Here is a 14,075-nt window from a genome sequence, read left to right as displayed (position 1 = left end):
CCCCTGGGGATGGGACGGGTAGGGGCGGCGGGGGCGGAAACCAACCCCGGAACCCTTTGCCCCGCCTAGGGCTGATCGGGACCGCTTCATGGGGATCCCCAGGTGCACACTGGCTAGGGGACGAGTGCCTGAGTGCGGGGTGATACAGATGGTGAACCGTTTCCGGAGCGACCGCGGACTGGTCGCGCGGATGGTGGTCACGGGTTTCCTGCTCGGGCTGTTGTACGTGGCCTTCGTAGGCGCCCTGATCGTGTTGCTGAAGAGCTGGATCCTGGTCGTGGTGATCGCCGCCGCACTGCTCGGCGCGCAGTACTGGTTCTCGGACCGGATCGCGCTGTACGCGATGCGCGGGCGGGTCGTGGAGCGTGAGGAGTATCCCGAGCTGCACGGTGTGGTGGACCGGCTGGCCACCCTCGCGGACATGCCCAAACCGGTCGTCGCCGTCTCCGACATGGATATGCCGAACGCGTTCGCGACCGGACGGAACGCCGATCATGCCGTGGTGTGCGTGACCACCGGGCTCCTGCGGCGTCTGGAACCGGAGGAGCTGGAGGGCGTGCTCGCGCACGAGTTGTCGCACGTGGCGCACAAGGACGTCGCCGTGATCACCGTGGCTTCCTTCCTCGGGGTGATCGCGGGGCTGATCGTACGGTTCGCCTTCTACTCGCAGGTGTTCGGAGGACGCCGGGACCAGAACACCGCGGCGATACTCGCGGCGGTGATCGGGATCAGCGCGGCCGTCTACTCGATCAGCTTCCTGCTCATCCGGGCCCTGTCCCGGTACCGGGAGCTGGCCGCGGACCGGGCGGCGGCCCACCTCACCGGGCGGCCGTCGGCACTGGCCTCCGCGCTCACCAAGGTCACCGGGGACATCGCCCGCATCCCGAGCAAGGACCTGCGGACGGCACAGGCCTTCAACGCCTTCTACTTCACCCCCGCCTTCGGCAGGAACCCCGGCATCGTGCAGATCTTCTCCACCCACCCCAGCCTGGAGCAGCGGCTCGAGCAGCTGGGCCGGATCTCCGCCGAGCTGGGTGAGGCGTCGCCGTCCGGGAAGGGGTGAGCATGGGGTTGCTGGACATCCTGCTGGGCCGGACGAAGCCGGTCGCGCCCGACCTCGATCAGCTCTTCGGCCTTCCGTCGGCCGCGGTGACCTTGCAGGCCGCGGTCGGCTTCACTCCGACCGGGCAGGGTTCGGTGTGTTTCGCGACGGCGGAGGGCGCGGCCTTCGCCGAGGCACGCGAGGAGGTACAGGCCTTGCTCGACGCGGACACGGGACGCCAGGGCCCGCCCGTCGAGGCCGTACGGGACGAGTACGGGTACTCGTGGCTGGTCTCCCGGCGCGGGCCGGAGGACCTGCCCGCGCTCGTGGGTGATCTGCACGCGGTCAACAGCGCGCTGGAGAGCAGCGGGTTCGGTCCGCAGCTGCTGTGCTCGGTGGTCGCCTTCCACGACGTACGGGACGCAGGGGATGCAGGGGACGCACGGAGCGCGCGGCGGCTCGGGCTCGTGTATCTGTACAAGCGCGGGACCTTCTATCCGTTCGCGCCGCTGGCCGGTTCGGGCCAGCGGCGCGATCACGCGCTGGAACTGCAGGTCAGGGCCGCGCTCAAGGACGATCTGCGGATCGAACAGGATCTGAGCCGCTGGTTCCCGATCTGGGGCGCGCCGGGGTGGTGAGCCCCGCCTGCTCGATGCGCTCCCTGTTACTTGGTGCGCTCCTGCCGACGCGTCTCGAACGGGCGCTCGCGGCGGTACCGGCGCTCCCACTTGGCCTGCTGGTCACGGCGTTCGCGGTACGCGCGGTAGGTTGACGGTGCGCCCGCCGGACCGCCGGCCGGCGATCCGGTCGACGATGTCGCCGAGGACCCGCCTCCCGTACGGCCGTATCGGATGTACACGTAGAGCAGGGCCACCGCGGCGAGCCAGTAGACGCTGTCGGAGAACCCCAGGACGACCAGGACGGCGGTCGCCGAGAGGATGACGGTGTTCATGGCGGACCTCCTTCGTGGTGTGGGTGGACCGGTGCCGGACTGATCCCGTCCGCGTGTCCAGGATGCTCGCCCGGCCGCCCCGCCCGCATCCCAATTACCAGGCGCGCCATGCGTGCACCGTGAATGAATACCTGCATGAGCCGACTCTCCTCCTTCACGCATGACCACCACGGCGAAAGACTCAGCGGGGTGTACGGCGGTGCCGAAGACGCACCCGACGACTCACCCACCGCCGTCCTCCTGCACGGCGCCGGCAACGGCAGCAAGGAACGTCTGGTCCCGCTGCTCGACGAGTTCGTGGCGCGCGGCTGCCGGGGTCTCGCGTTCGACTTCTCGGGGCACGGTGACAGCACGGGTGAGCTGCGGGAGTTGAGTCTGCGGCAGCGTTTCGAGCAGGCCGTAGCCGTCATCGACGCACGGGTGCCCGCGGACGGTCCGCTGGTCCTCGTCGGGTTCAGCATGAGCGGGCAGACGGTGGCGGATCTCGCCCGCCACTACGGGGAGCGGGTGGTGGCGATCGGGCTGTGCGCGCCGGCGGTGTACGCGGCCGAGGCGTGGTCGGTGCCGTTCGGGGACGGTGAAGGGGAGTTCAGCACCATCATCCGGGCGCCCGGGAGTTGGCGTGGGTCCCCGGCGCTGGACGCGCTCCGGACGTACACCGGCCGGGCGGTGCTCGCCGTGCCCGGCTCGGACCACATCATCCCGCCGGATGTGACCGAGGCGGTGAGTGACGCCCTGTCCGCCCACGCGCAGTTCACCCGGCTCGAACTCCCGGACGCGGACCACTACTTGGGCCTGTGGTTCCGGGACCGGGCCGACGACCGGCGGGAGTTCGTGGACGCCGTGCTGACGGGCCTGGGCGACCAGGGGTGGACGGCGACGCGGGCGTGGGTGGCCAAGCAACTGCCACAGGGGCGCGCCGTCCGTGACACCACGGTCCTGCGCGGGGGCTGGAGCTCCCAGATGCGCCGTCTCACCCTCGACGACGGCTCCGGTCTGGTGCTGCGCTCCTTCGTGCGGCCCTTCTTCCGGCGCCACGCGCCGGGGTTGCTGGCCCGCGAGGCGTCCGTGCTCACGCTGCTCGCGTCGTACGACGGCGTCCCGGTCCCGGAGCCGCGCGCGCTCGACGCGACGGCCGAACACGCCGATCATCCCTCGCTGTTGATGTCCCTGCTGCCGGGCACGGTGCGGGTCGGTGACGAGGACCTCGAACGGCGGCTCACCCTGTTGGCCGGTCAACTGGCCCGTGTCCACGCGGTCGTACCGGACGAACGGCCCCGCACCTACCAGGCGTGGACGTCCGCGGAACGGGTCGACGCTCCCGCCGGTGAGCTGTGGGAGCGGGCGGTGGACGTGATCCGGCGCGCGGCGCCCGCGTACGAGGGATGCTTCCTGCACCGGGACTTCCACCCCGGGAACGTACTGTTCACCGGCGACGGCGAGACCCTGCGGATCAGTGGGGTCGTGGACTGGGTGGAGACCTCGTGGGGGCCCGCGGACCTCGATGTGGCGCACTGCTCGACGGCACTCGCGCTGCTGCACGGGCCGGAGCACGGGCTGGGGTTCCGCGCGCGTTACGAGGCTCGGGGCGGCCGTCGCCTCGCGGAGGGCGGGGACCACCTGTACTGGAGGCTGCTGGACGCGCTGGGCTACGCCCCGGACGCGGCGAAGCTCGCGGGGCCCTGGCGGGAGCTCGGCCGCACCGACCTGACCCCCGAGGTGCTGGGGGCCCGGCTGGAGGCGTATGTGGCGGGGTTGCTGGACCAGTACGCGTAACGCGCTGTCCGGGCCGCCGTCCCGGGCCTGGCGCGGTGTCACACCGGGCCCGGGGCCGGCCTCCGGTCACTTCGCCGGGCACTCCTTCCAGGCCATGTGGTAGATCGTGCTGATGTCACCGTCCGTGGAGTCCATGGTCATGAAGCTGGTGCTGCTGGTCGGTGACGTGCCTCTGTTGACCCGCAGCTCGGTGTTGATGTTGAAGTTCCGCTCCTCGCCGCAGGGCGCCCAGACCAGCTGGGCCCAGTCGGTTTCGTCGGTGGCCTGCCAGTTGTCCTCGTACGGGCCGTTGAACGGGTGGCTTCTGGAGGCCGTGTCCGGGGAGCCCTGGAAGTAGTACGAGGCCTTCTGCGTGGCGTTCGCGCCGCTCTTGAGTGAGGCGAAGCCGCGGTAGTCGGCGCTGGCGATGGCGTAGGTGAAGCCCCCGGGTACGTGGACGTTCAGGCTGAGCTGACAGTTCTTGCGGAACGCGGTGGAGGGGGCGCCGCCGCCGACCTGGGCGAGGTAGTCGCTGTAGGTCACCGTGAAGGCGGTGTTGTCGGGGGAGACGGCGACCGCCGCCGTGCCCAGGGGACAGCCGGATCCGTTCACCGTGGCGACCTTGATGATGATCTTGTCCGGGGGCGGGTCGGTGAAGATCGGCGACGAGGTCGATGCCTGCGCCGGGAACGCGGTGGCTACCAGAGCGGCGATCGCGCCACCCAGAAAGAGTCCACGAGCCATGGTTCTCCCATTCCATTGCTTTCGGTGTTACGGCGGTACGGATGCGGATGCGCACCGCCGGAACCAGGGGGGTGCGGCCCAGCGCGTGCGCGGTGGGCCGTCTCGGACCGAACGGCTCGGAACGGTCATGTACATGCCAAGCAGATACGTACACCGACCCGGGCCTGTGAAGGAGCTGTGAAGACCTGGAGCGACCGAATCGTATGGACCTCCGGGCCGTACGGCTAGGGCGATCTCCGGCCAACTCTGGCGCGATCGCCTCGCCTTCCCCTCCTCCGGACATAACGACATACCGGTGCCGCCCACCCCCGCGGAGTGGACGGCACCGGAGACTCGCGCCGCCTCAGCGGCTGTAGCGCATCAGCGCCCGCACCATGTGGCATGTCGTGTCGGACGGCGGGTGGACGCCGATGAGCTCGGCCGTGCCGCGGATCGTCTCGTTGCGGGCCTGGGTCGGGAGGTGGACCCCGGAGTCGAGCAGGGCGATGGCGAGGCGCATCGCCTTCAGCCGGCGGTTGTGCGTGATGTACCAGTCGCGGGGGCGGCCGGGCGGCAGCGGGCGCTTCTCGACGGGCGCGTACGGCAGGTCGAGCTGGACCGGCCTCCTGGCCGTGGACTGGGTGGGCAGCGGCTTCGACGTCAGTGCGGCAGCGGGCACGGGCATCCTCCTGTCGCGGTCAGGGCGTCGTCCGGGATCTCCGGCGACACCCTCGAACACTGCTTCTATTTTACTGGCCACCACTGACAATCAGGAGCCCTGGAGCCCATCAAAAGCCCAGGTGAGCAAGGGAATTGAACATCCTGAACATCCCTCAGCTTGCTCTTTATCTTCGGGCGTCACGCAGAGCGACCAGCGTCTCGAAGCGTTTGACGGTCTTGCCGACGTCGTAGCGGGGTGCCCGCCACCGGTTCTTCACACCGGGTGGTCGTCCGGGGCCGGTGCCGCGGGGTTTGGGAACACGGGCTGGACACAGCATGTGGGGACGGATGTTCCTGAACCCGCGGCGAACACGGGCCGGGGTCATCTGCGCGGGCGGGGTGGGCCTCTCCCAGGGCCGGCGCAGATCGGCGGCCAGTGGCCGGACGAGCCGGAGTTGTGCCAGGGCGACAACGAGGATCCACGTCCAGCGGTCCGCTGCTTCGGGGGTGCGGAGTTTCGGGGTGGTCCAGCCGAGGCTCTGCTTTGTGAAGCGGAAGGTGTGCTCCAGGTCGAAGCGGCGGAAGTAGACCTGCCAGCACCGGTCGACGTCCTGCATGCTGGCGCCGGTCTTGGAGGACCACAGCCAGACCGGTGGTGCTTCGCGGTCCTTGGAGAGGTGGTCGACCTTCAGCCTGATCAGGGTGCCCTCGACCAGGGGGAGTTCGCCTTCGTGGTCGAGCCAGGCTGAGCGGTGGTTCAGGCGTGGGTGGACGCGGTCCCATGCCTGGGTCTGGGCCTTTCCGTAGTTCGTGGTGTTCGTCGCGGTGACGACGGAGGGCTCGGGCCAGGTCTCCGGTGTGTTGAAGCGGAACTCCGGTCCGTGCTTGGGTGGCCGTCCGCCCTGCGGGTCGTAGACGCGGGGTGGTTTCGGCAGCCGCATCACCCTGTCGGAGCGGACCCTGCCGACCAGTTCGACAGGCAGGTCCCGCAGGACCCAGGAGAGGCGGGTGATGTCGTAACCGGCGTCGCCCACGATGACGATCTCCGGATCGCCGGACACCCACTGCCCTGCCGCGATCAACCGCTCGACCACGTCGCGGAGCTGGGCGGCAGTCACCGCGGTGGCGTCGTCCACCGGCCCCAGGCGGACCACGTCCACGATCGTGGTCCAGGAGGTGCGGCCGGGCTCCAGGACGGCGACGAAGGAGTAGGGCCAGCCCGGGATGAACTGGGATGCGGACTTCGCACGGCCATAGACATGGCAGAACAACCTTTCCGCTGAGCACAGCGCGTCGGAGCGGAACCACGGCGAGACGTCGACGGCCAGGACCAGCCTCCCATCAGGGAAACGCGGCAGCGGCAGGCCGGCCAACACCGTTCTCAGCTGCTCGGCGTCGATACACCCCTTGTTCAGGCCGCCGTACATCCCTCCGTGACCACGCCGGTGCTCCGGTGTGAGCGTCAGATCGACCGGTGACCTCACCGGGCCGTCCGCGCACAGCACCGCGTCCGCGAGCTCGAACAGTTCATCGCCCCGGGCGGTCAGGCACGCATAGAAATCGCCCCGAAAACGAGAGACTTCCGCCAGCGTCTCCCGCCGGGCCCCGGATAAGAGCAGACTCATTTTCACGGCCTTCACGCTGATCAGAAGCCTGATTCGACACGGCACACGATCGCGCGAAGGCCGCCCGCTTATCTGGCGAAAGCAAAGACCCCCTCAAGTGCGAGCTCTGTTCGAGGGCCGCCAGTGTGCTCAACGGGTCAACGCGAGCAGTTCATCGATCGCCTGTTTCTCGCCACCACCATTGAGGTGGGCGATGGCCGCCAACGGCGCGAGCTGAAGCCTAGGACGGGTGCCCCCGTTCACCAAGCATCACCCACCAGGGGATTGAGCACAGCTAGGACGGCACACCATCCGCCGCCAGGTGACGAACACGCCTGGATCTTCCTCGCCAGGTGCCGCGCTTAGCCGACGAGGAGATCGAGGTTACGTCCCCGCCCCTGGTCGGGCGCGGGCGTCCGTGGCCAGGGTGTGGTCGAGAACGGCTGCGGCCAGGGGTGCGTGGACGGCGCGGGGCAGGGCGTGCCCCATGCCCGGTATCTCCACCAGCCGCGCCCCGGCGATCACTTGGGCGAGATGGTCGGGGTGCGGCGGTGGGAAGACGGGCTCGGCCGGGGCGGAGATAACCAGGGTCGGCACCTCGGTGCGCGAAAGTTCCTCGGTGCGGTCCATGCCGGAGTGGTCCGCGCGCCCGTGGGTCATGGGCGCCTCGTAGCGCCCGGTGTGCTCGATGATGCGGCGCTCCGAGGCCCGGAACTCCTCGGAGTCGAAGGGGATCTGATCACCGTTGAGCAGCCGCCAGTGCTCCACGCGGTGGTCCAGCTCGCCCTCCAGGCCACGGTCCTCGTGGGGGTGGGACCACAGTTCGAGTACCCGTGCGTCGATGGGCGGGAGTCGGTCTACGGGAGTTCGGGAGCCGTCCGGGTGCGACAGTGGGGTGCTGCTGAGAGCGCCGGTGCCCATCACTGTTGCGCTGAGCAGCCGTTCGGGGTGATCGGCGATCAGCAGTTGGGTGAGCATGCCGCCCAGGGAGTGACCGACGATGTGCGCCCGCTCCACTTCGTACGCGTCGAGGACGGCGATCGCGTCCGAGGCAAGGTCGACGATGCGGTACGGGTGCGTGTCGAAACTGAAGCTGGAGCGGCCGGTGTCCCGGTGGTCGTAGCGGATGACGCGGTGGCGCACGGCCAACGCATCAACCAGTCCCTCCGGCCAGCCCAGCCCAGACGCCCCGGCCCCCATGATCAGCAACAGGGTGGAATCCCGGGGGTCGCCGTGCACCTCGGACCACAGCCGCACCGCCGGGTCGACCTGGACAAACCGCTGATTCATGGCACCGCTCCCCACATCCACGACTCGATGACGAGACGAGCCGTCTCGTCGTCTTGCGTCGTCATCATGACGCACACATCCGGAGTGATGCAATACGACTCGTCTCGTCTCGTTGTGTCTCGTTGCTGACACTCGAAGTCTCGTTGCTGACACTCGAAGGGGTGCCAGAACTCATCTCGATACCTTCTGAACCCCGTTGCACACGAGCCGTGTGCGGCATCCGGTCCGCTCCGGCGGCGACAAACTACGTGCCTGACGCAGACGGGCAAGCTATTACTCTGCGTGACGCCCGAAGATAAAGCACAAGCTCAGGAGACGTTCGGGAACGAGTGGTGCTCGTGTGCCACCACCCAGCGGCCGTGCTGCTTGCGCAGCCCGAGGGTGAGCCTCAAGCGGTTCTCCGGCTGCTCGGCCAGCTCGTGCGGAGTTCCGCAGCGCAGCAGGGCGTAGGCGAACGCGACATCGGCGCCGACGGTGACCTCCAGCGACTCGATGTCGAACGAGGCTCCCTGGGCCTGCCAGTCGAAGAAGGGCGGCCACGTCTCGCGGTAGGCGTCGATGCCGCGGACCCCCTCGTAGGGCGGCGGCACGTCGAACATCACGATGTCGTCCGTGTGGTCGACCAGGACACCGTCCAGATCGCCCTGGCGTACGGCCGCGGCCCAGTGCTCGATCAGGCCGCGGATCTGCTGTCCGTCGTCGGACATTGCGCGACTCCCGGTCGTCTGTGTCGTCTGTGTCGTCTGTGTCGTCTGTGCTGAACGCCTCCGCCGGCCCCAAGACTCGTCGCGAGCGGACGGACCGGCCCACTGGACACGCGGCCGGAGCCGCGGAAGCGCCGAACGGGCGCCCGGCGCCGGCGCCCCGGTCCCCACCGCCCCGGCTCCCGCATGACTCCCACCACGGCGCGCGTACCGTGTCCCGCATGGAGATCTGGATCAATCCGGCCTGTTCGAAGTGCCGCAGCGCGCTCACCCTGTTGGACGCGGAGGGTGCCGAGTACACCGTGCGGCGGTACCTGGAGGACGTACCGACCGAGGACGAGATCCGGGAGGTGCTCGCGCGGCTCGGGCTGGAGCCGTGGGACATCACACGGACCCAGGAACCGGCCGCCAAGGAACTCGACCTGAAGACGTGGGACCGGGACGCCGCGTCGCGGGACCGGTGGGTGCGGGCGCTCGCCGAGCACCCCAAGCTCATCCAGCGGCCGATCATCACCGCCGACGACGGCAGCGCGGTGGTGGCCCGCACGGAGGAGGCGGTTCGGGATGTTCTGGAGCGGTAGGAGCGGATTTCGCGGCCACATCGCGTGACCAAGTCGCGTGTGACGCACGTTACTTGGGAGACCCCCGTAACCGTTGAGTAACTTCGTTCGAGATCTCGTACCCAGTGGCGTACTCACCCGATCCGGCCGCCGAGGCGGTCGGGGACAGGAGGCGCGCATGTCGCGTAGGAGAACGATCGGTACGAAGAAGAAGGTCGCGCTGCTGGTGACCGCGGTGGCGGTGGCGGGAGGCGGGGCCTTCGCCATGGCGGCCACGTCGAACGCCGCCCAGACGGCCGCGGACTCGACCGTCTGCCAGGGACTGGCCACCGCGCTCGGCAACAACGAGCGGTTCATCGAGGGGCAACGGGCCAACCCCGACGCCCAGTCGGAGGCCCGGATCGCCAACCGCGAGGCGGTCATCGCGGAGATCGAGCGCAAGCAGGAGGCATCCGGCTGCGTGGCCGGGGAGTCGGCTCAGGACTCCCAGGGCACCCAGACCGGGCAGACCAGCGGCGCCGCGGAGACCGGGGGGTCGGCTCAGGACCCCCAGGGCTCCGAGGGGTCCGCGGGCGCGGAGGCCTCGGATCCCGCGACCGCCCCGCCCGCGGACGACGACGCCGCCGCGGGCTCCGGGGAGCAGGTCTGCGACGGCTCCACCGTCACCCTCTCCGGCGAGGCGGGCGCCCCGGCCGCGTCCAGCAACCAGTTCCCGGCCGGTACGAAGCTGAAGGTCACCAACCTGGACAACGACAAGTCCACGACGGTGGAGGTCACTTCGGTGTCCGGCAGCTGCGTCCTGCTGAACGACGCCGCGTTCGAGCAGGTCAGGGAACCCGGCAAGTTTCTGATCCGCAGGGCCCTCATCGAGAGGGTGGGGTGAGGCCGGCGGCCCTACAGGAAGGCCGTCAAGTGGGCGTCGAGCTCGGATGAGTTCGCGTGCGGCAGCGTGTGGTGTGTGGCGTCCGGGAGGACCGTCACCTCGGCGCGCGGCAGCCACTCGACGGAACGGGCCGCCACCTTGCGGGCGTCGTGGGCCCTGCTGTTCCCGGCGAGGAGCAGCAGGGCCGGCACGTCCAGCGCGGACGCGGCCGCACGGTCCGGAGCCGGGCCGGTGACCGGTCGTACGAAGGGGAAGCCGGCGGCCGCCTCCTGGAGGCGGAGCCACTCCGGGTCCACGGGGGCACCGCGGGTCTCCCAGTCCAGGAAGGCCCGGGTGGCGCGGGCGGTGCGGCGCAGCAACATCGGGGCGGCCCGCAGGAGGTACGCGGTCGCGAATCGGGTGAAGCACCCGGTCGGGTCGAGCAGTGCCAGGCGGCGGACCCGGTGGGGTGCGTGCAGGGTGTAGTGGAGAGCGATCCAGGCGCCGTAGGAGTGCCCGCACAGCGCGGTCGAGTCGGCGCCCAGACCGTCCAGGAGCAGGTCCAGCCAGGCTGTGAGGTCGGCCACCGTACGGAGGGGGTGGCCGGCCTCACGTGTGCTGAGGCCCGGCTCGCCGATCAGGTCGACGGCGCACACACGGTGGGCGCGAGAGAGCGCCTCGACGTTCGCGAACCAGGAAGCCGAGGTCGCCCCGCCGCCGCCCGGCAGGAGCACGAGCGGGGGCGCGTCGCGCGGTCCGCACGCGTTCACATGAGTGGTGCCGTACCGGGTGGTGACGTCGAGTGTCTCCCGGTCCGTGGGCCACTTGGCCAGGACCTTGTCGTACGCCGTGTGGAAGCCCTGGATGTCGTACGTGCCGCGGCCGCTCATGCGCCCCGCCCTCCCCTGGCCTATTATCTCGTTCAGCGAGATACTCGGTGAGCGAGATGATAGCCGGAGGACAGTGTGCCCGACCACGAGCGCGAGATGGAGATCGTGCACCTGCTGCGCGCGGCGACCGTCGAACTCGGCCTGCACAGCGCCCGGTTCGCGAGCCGGAACGGGATGCACCCCACGGACGTGCGCGCCCTGATCGCGCTCATGGACGCGTCCCGGTCCGGCTCGGACGCGGAGATGACGGCGGGCCGCCTCGGCGCCCTCCTCGGGCTGAACTCGGCGGGCACGACCGCCGTCGTCGACCGGCTGGAGCGGCTCGGGCACGTACGGCGCGTGCGGGACGAGCGGGACCGGCGCCGGGTCCTCGTGGAGATCGACGAGCGGGCGGTGGAGCTGGGGTGGGCCTTCTTCGGCCCGCTGATCGGCCGCGCGGTGGAGCTGCTGGAGGGGTACGACGAGCGGGAGCTGGCGGCGATCCGGGGGTTCCTCACGGGTGTACGGGACGCGGCGGCGGGGGCGAACCGGTAGCCGGGGCGAACCGGTGGCCGGGGCGAACCGGTGGGAGGACGGGCACGGCAACGGGCAGCGGCGCGTTCCCCTCGCGGCATTGCCACCGCGGCACTCTCGCCGCAGCATTGCCATCGCAGCGTTGCCGCCGCGGCACTCCCACCGCAGCGTTGCCAACGCGGCACTCCCGCCGCGGCACTCCCATCGCATACGAGCCGCGCCCGACCGCCCGTGCGAGGCGTCACGCACCGCGTGGCGTGCCCGCTTCTCACGCCGTGATCCGGCGCACAGAAGCCCCAGGTAACACGGGGTTCACACATGAGCAATGATCGGGAAACCGCCTGTTGACAGGCTTCCGGGCATATCCCCCGCGGCGCCCCAGTGCCGCAGCGCCGCCGCCGCAGCACCCGCATGACTGCGACTCAAAGACACACCCGAAGGATGTGGCCCGTGAGCTTCAAGGCTGAGTACATCTGGATCGACGGCACCGAGCCGACGGCCAAGCTGCGTTCCAAGACCAAGATTCTGGCCGACGACGCCAAGGGTGCCGAGCTGCCGATCTGGGGCTTCGACGGGTCCTCCACGAACCAGGCCGAGGGGCACTCCTCCGACTGTGTCCTCAAGCCGGTCTTCTCCTGCCCGGACCCGATCCGCGGCGGCGACGACATCCTCGTCCTGTGCGAGGTCCTGAACATCGACCTCACGCCGCACGCGTCCAACACCCGTGCCGCGCTGACCGAGGTCGCCGAGAAGTTCGCCGCGCAGGAGCCGATCTTCGGCATCGAGCAGGAGTACACCTTCTTCGAGGGCACCCGCCCGCTGGGCTTCCCCGAGGGCGGCTTCCCGGCCCCCCAGGGCGGCTACTACTGCGGTGTCGGCGCCGACGAGATCTTCGGCCGTGAGATCGTCGAGGCCCACCTGGACAACTGCCTGAAGGCCGGCCTCGCCATCTCCGGCATCAACGCCGAGGTCATGCCCGGCCAGTGGGAGTTCCAGGTCGGCCCGGTCTCCCCGCTGGAGGTCTCCGACCACCTGTGGGTGGCCCGCTGGCTGCTCTACCGCACCGCCGAGGACTTCGGTGTCTCCGCCACCCTCGACCCGAAGCCGGTCAAGGGCGACTGGAACGGCGCCGGCGCGCACACCAACTTCTCCACCAAGGCGATGCGCGAGGGCTACGACGCGATCATCACCGCGTGCGAGTCGCTCGGTGAGGGCTCCAAGCCGCTCGACCACGTCAAGAACTACGGCGCCGGCATCGACGACCGTCTGACCGGTCTGCACGAGACCGCCCCGTGGGACCAGTACTCCTACGGCGTCTCGAACCGCGGTGCCTCGGTCCGTATCCCGTGGCAGGTCGAGGTGGACGGCAAGGGCTACATCGAGGACCGCCGTCCGAACGCCAACGTCGACCCGTACGTGGTGACGCGTCTGCTCGTCGACACCTGCTGCTCCGCCCTGGAGAAGGCCGGCCAGGTCTGATCGCCAGGTCTGCTCACCGGGTCTGCTCACCGGGTCTGATCGCTGGGTCTGATCCACCCGTGCTCCGTGAGGGGGCGCCCGCCGTTCGCGGTGGGCGCCCCCTTCGCGTTGCCGGTGTCGCCCACCTCACGTCAAAGAAGCGTCCAAGCAGTGAGAGGAGTCTGTCTCCCCAGGCCCGCTGTCTGCTTCAATGGGCCCATGGCCAGCTTCCAGAAGGACACCGCGACGGGTCGCCATGACCTCGAGCCGTTCTGGCCGTCCCGTCAGCATCACGACTTCGACCGGGTGTGTTGCCGCGCGACGAACGCGCCGGCCCTCTAAAGCCGCACACCTCGGCCTTCGGCCGGCGCGCACGACGTACGTCCCGACGAGCCCGACCACGAACTCGCGGCCGTCGCCCTCCCGACGAACCTCTCGCGCGAAAGAGCTGACCTCTCATGGCGACCACTCGTTCTCTCTCCACCGCCACCCTCACCGCCCCGACCGCTCCCCCTCCCCCGGCGAACGGCTCCGTCCGGCACCGGCTGCGAGCCGTGGACCGCGATGAGGTGGTCGACGTCACCGACTTCCTCCCTCCGGGCGCCACTTGGCTGCCCGCGCCCCAGCACACCCTGCCCACGCTGCCGGGGCAGCCGCCGATGATCGGCTACCTGGTCCTCGTACCGGCCGACCAGCAGCCGCCGGTGCTGCCGTTCGCGGTACCGGAGCCCTCCGGGGTCGACGCGGTCGCCGTGGGGGGCGACGAGGACGGCCTCGTCCGCATCGACACCGTGCAGCGCACCGCCGAGGTCGACGGGCGTCCGCTCGACCTCACGTACCTGGAGTTCGAGCTGCTCGCACACCTGGTGGCGCACCCGAACCGGGTGCACACGCGCGACCAGTTGGTCACCACGGTGTGGGGCTACGGGCACGTGGGGGACGGCCGGACCGTCGACGTCCACATCGCCCGGCTGCGCCGCAAGCTCGGCGCCGAGCACCGGCAGGCCATCCAGACGGTGCGCCGAGTCGGCTACAAGTACACCCCACCGACCACCCGCTGAC

General features: G+C 69.9%; 15 protein-coding genes. 8 read left to right on the top strand and 7 right to left on the bottom strand.

The window, feature by feature from the left end; genetic code table 11:
• Positions 1 to 148: 148 nt before the first annotated feature.
• On the top strand, positions 149 to 1,063 hold the full coding sequence (htpX, locus tag FNH08_RS27290) for a zinc metalloprotease HtpX (RefSeq protein WP_152774186.1): 915 nt from the start codon (positions 149 to 151) through the stop codon (positions 1,061 to 1,063).
• A gap of 2 nt (positions 1,064 to 1,065) precedes the next feature.
• Positions 1,066 to 1,680, top strand: coding sequence for a PspA-associated protein PspAB (pspAB, locus tag FNH08_RS27285; protein WP_152774185.1), 615 nt, complete (start codon positions 1,066 to 1,068; stop codon positions 1,678 to 1,680).
• Between the two features lie 26 nt (positions 1,681 to 1,706).
• On the opposite strand, the gene FNH08_RS27280 is transcribed toward pspAB, so the two are convergent.
• Entirely contained in the window at positions 1,707 to 1,994 is a 288-nt protein-coding gene (locus FNH08_RS27280; RefSeq protein WP_152774184.1) for a hypothetical protein, read from the bottom strand.
• Positions 1,995 to 2,129: 135 nt separating this feature from the next.
• Between FNH08_RS27280 and FNH08_RS27275 the strand changes: the two genes are divergently transcribed.
• The gene (locus FNH08_RS27275) at positions 2,130 to 3,770 is read left to right on the top strand and encodes an alpha/beta fold hydrolase (RefSeq protein WP_228034382.1); all 1,641 of its coding nucleotides are present in this window, start codon (positions 2,130 to 2,132) and stop codon (positions 3,768 to 3,770) included.
• A gap of 66 nt (positions 3,771 to 3,836) precedes the next feature.
• Here FNH08_RS27275 and FNH08_RS27270 read toward each other — a convergent pair whose 3' ends face one another.
• From FNH08_RS27270 to FNH08_RS27250, 5 genes are all read right to left on the bottom strand, one after another.
• Positions 3,837 to 4,493, bottom strand: coding sequence for a DUF4360 domain-containing protein (locus tag FNH08_RS27270; protein WP_152774182.1), 657 nt, complete (start codon positions 4,491 to 4,493; stop codon positions 3,837 to 3,839).
• A gap of 343 nt (positions 4,494 to 4,836) precedes the next feature.
• The gene (locus FNH08_RS27265) at positions 4,837 to 5,151 is read right to left on the bottom strand and encodes a hypothetical protein (RefSeq protein WP_322725491.1); all 315 of its coding nucleotides are present in this window, start codon (positions 5,149 to 5,151) and stop codon (positions 4,837 to 4,839) included.
• A 166-nt stretch (positions 5,152 to 5,317) separates the two neighbouring features.
• Positions 5,318 to 6,757, bottom strand: a complete 1,440-nt coding sequence (locus FNH08_RS27260) for an NF041680 family putative transposase (RefSeq protein ID WP_152774180.1) — start codon at positions 6,755 to 6,757, stop codon at positions 5,318 to 5,320.
• A gap of 363 nt (positions 6,758 to 7,120) precedes the next feature.
• Positions 7,121 to 8,026: an alpha/beta fold hydrolase gene (locus FNH08_RS27255; RefSeq protein WP_152774179.1), complete on the bottom strand. Its 906-nt coding sequence runs from the start codon at positions 8,024 to 8,026 to the stop codon at positions 7,121 to 7,123.
• Positions 8,027 to 8,334: 308 nt separating this feature from the next.
• Complete coding sequence (locus FNH08_RS27250) at positions 8,335 to 8,733, bottom strand: YybH family protein (protein ID WP_152774178.1); 399 nt, start codon at positions 8,731 to 8,733, stop codon at positions 8,335 to 8,337.
• A gap of 218 nt (positions 8,734 to 8,951) precedes the next feature.
• On the opposite strand from FNH08_RS27250, the gene FNH08_RS27245 reads away from it, so the two are divergent.
• Together FNH08_RS27245 and FNH08_RS27240 are read left to right on the top strand one after the other, a co-directional pair.
• A complete protein-coding gene (locus FNH08_RS27245; protein ID WP_152774177.1) occupies positions 8,952 to 9,311 on the top strand; it encodes an arsenate reductase family protein in 360 nt (119 codons plus the stop codon).
• A gap of 157 nt (positions 9,312 to 9,468) precedes the next feature.
• Positions 9,469 to 10,173 carry an RlpA-like double-psi beta-barrel domain-containing protein gene (locus tag FNH08_RS27240; RefSeq protein WP_152774176.1) on the top strand — a complete coding sequence of 235 codons (705 nt, stop codon included), beginning with the start codon at positions 9,469 to 9,471 and terminating at the stop codon, positions 10,171 to 10,173.
• Between the two features lie 11 nt (positions 10,174 to 10,184).
• Here the strand turns inward: FNH08_RS27240 and FNH08_RS27235 are convergent, their stop codons facing one another.
• A complete protein-coding gene (locus FNH08_RS27235) occupies positions 10,185 to 11,042 on the bottom strand; it encodes an alpha/beta fold hydrolase (protein WP_152774175.1) in 858 nt (285 codons plus the stop codon).
• Positions 11,043 to 11,138: 96 nt separating this feature from the next.
• On the opposite strand from FNH08_RS27235, the gene FNH08_RS27230 reads away from it, so the two are divergent.
• The 3 genes from FNH08_RS27230 (at position 11,139) to FNH08_RS27220 (ending at position 14,074) form a co-directional block, all read left to right on the top strand.
• Positions 11,139 to 11,576, top strand: a complete 438-nt coding sequence (locus tag FNH08_RS27230) for a MarR family transcriptional regulator (protein WP_152774187.1) — start codon at positions 11,139 to 11,141, stop codon at positions 11,574 to 11,576.
• A gap of 429 nt (positions 11,577 to 12,005) precedes the next feature.
• Positions 12,006 to 13,034 (top strand): glutamine synthetase, encoded by a 1,029-nt coding sequence (gene glnII, locus FNH08_RS27225; protein ID WP_322725489.1) that lies wholly within the window; start codon positions 12,006 to 12,008, stop codon positions 13,032 to 13,034.
• 437 nt (positions 13,035 to 13,471) lie between these two features.
• Positions 13,472 to 14,074, top strand: a complete 603-nt coding sequence (locus tag FNH08_RS27220; protein ID WP_152774173.1) for a winged helix-turn-helix domain-containing protein — start codon at positions 13,472 to 13,474, stop codon at positions 14,072 to 14,074.
• The last annotated feature ends 1 nt before the right edge of the window (position 14,075 follow it).

The organism is Streptomyces spongiae, assembly GCF_009377185.1.
In the GTDB taxonomy this organism is placed as follows: Bacteria; Actinomycetota; Actinomycetes; order Streptomycetales; family Streptomycetaceae; genus Streptomyces; species Streptomyces spongiae.
The sequence above is the reverse complement of the archived record's forward strand: the minus strand, read 5'-3'. Positions and strand labels throughout refer to the sequence as shown.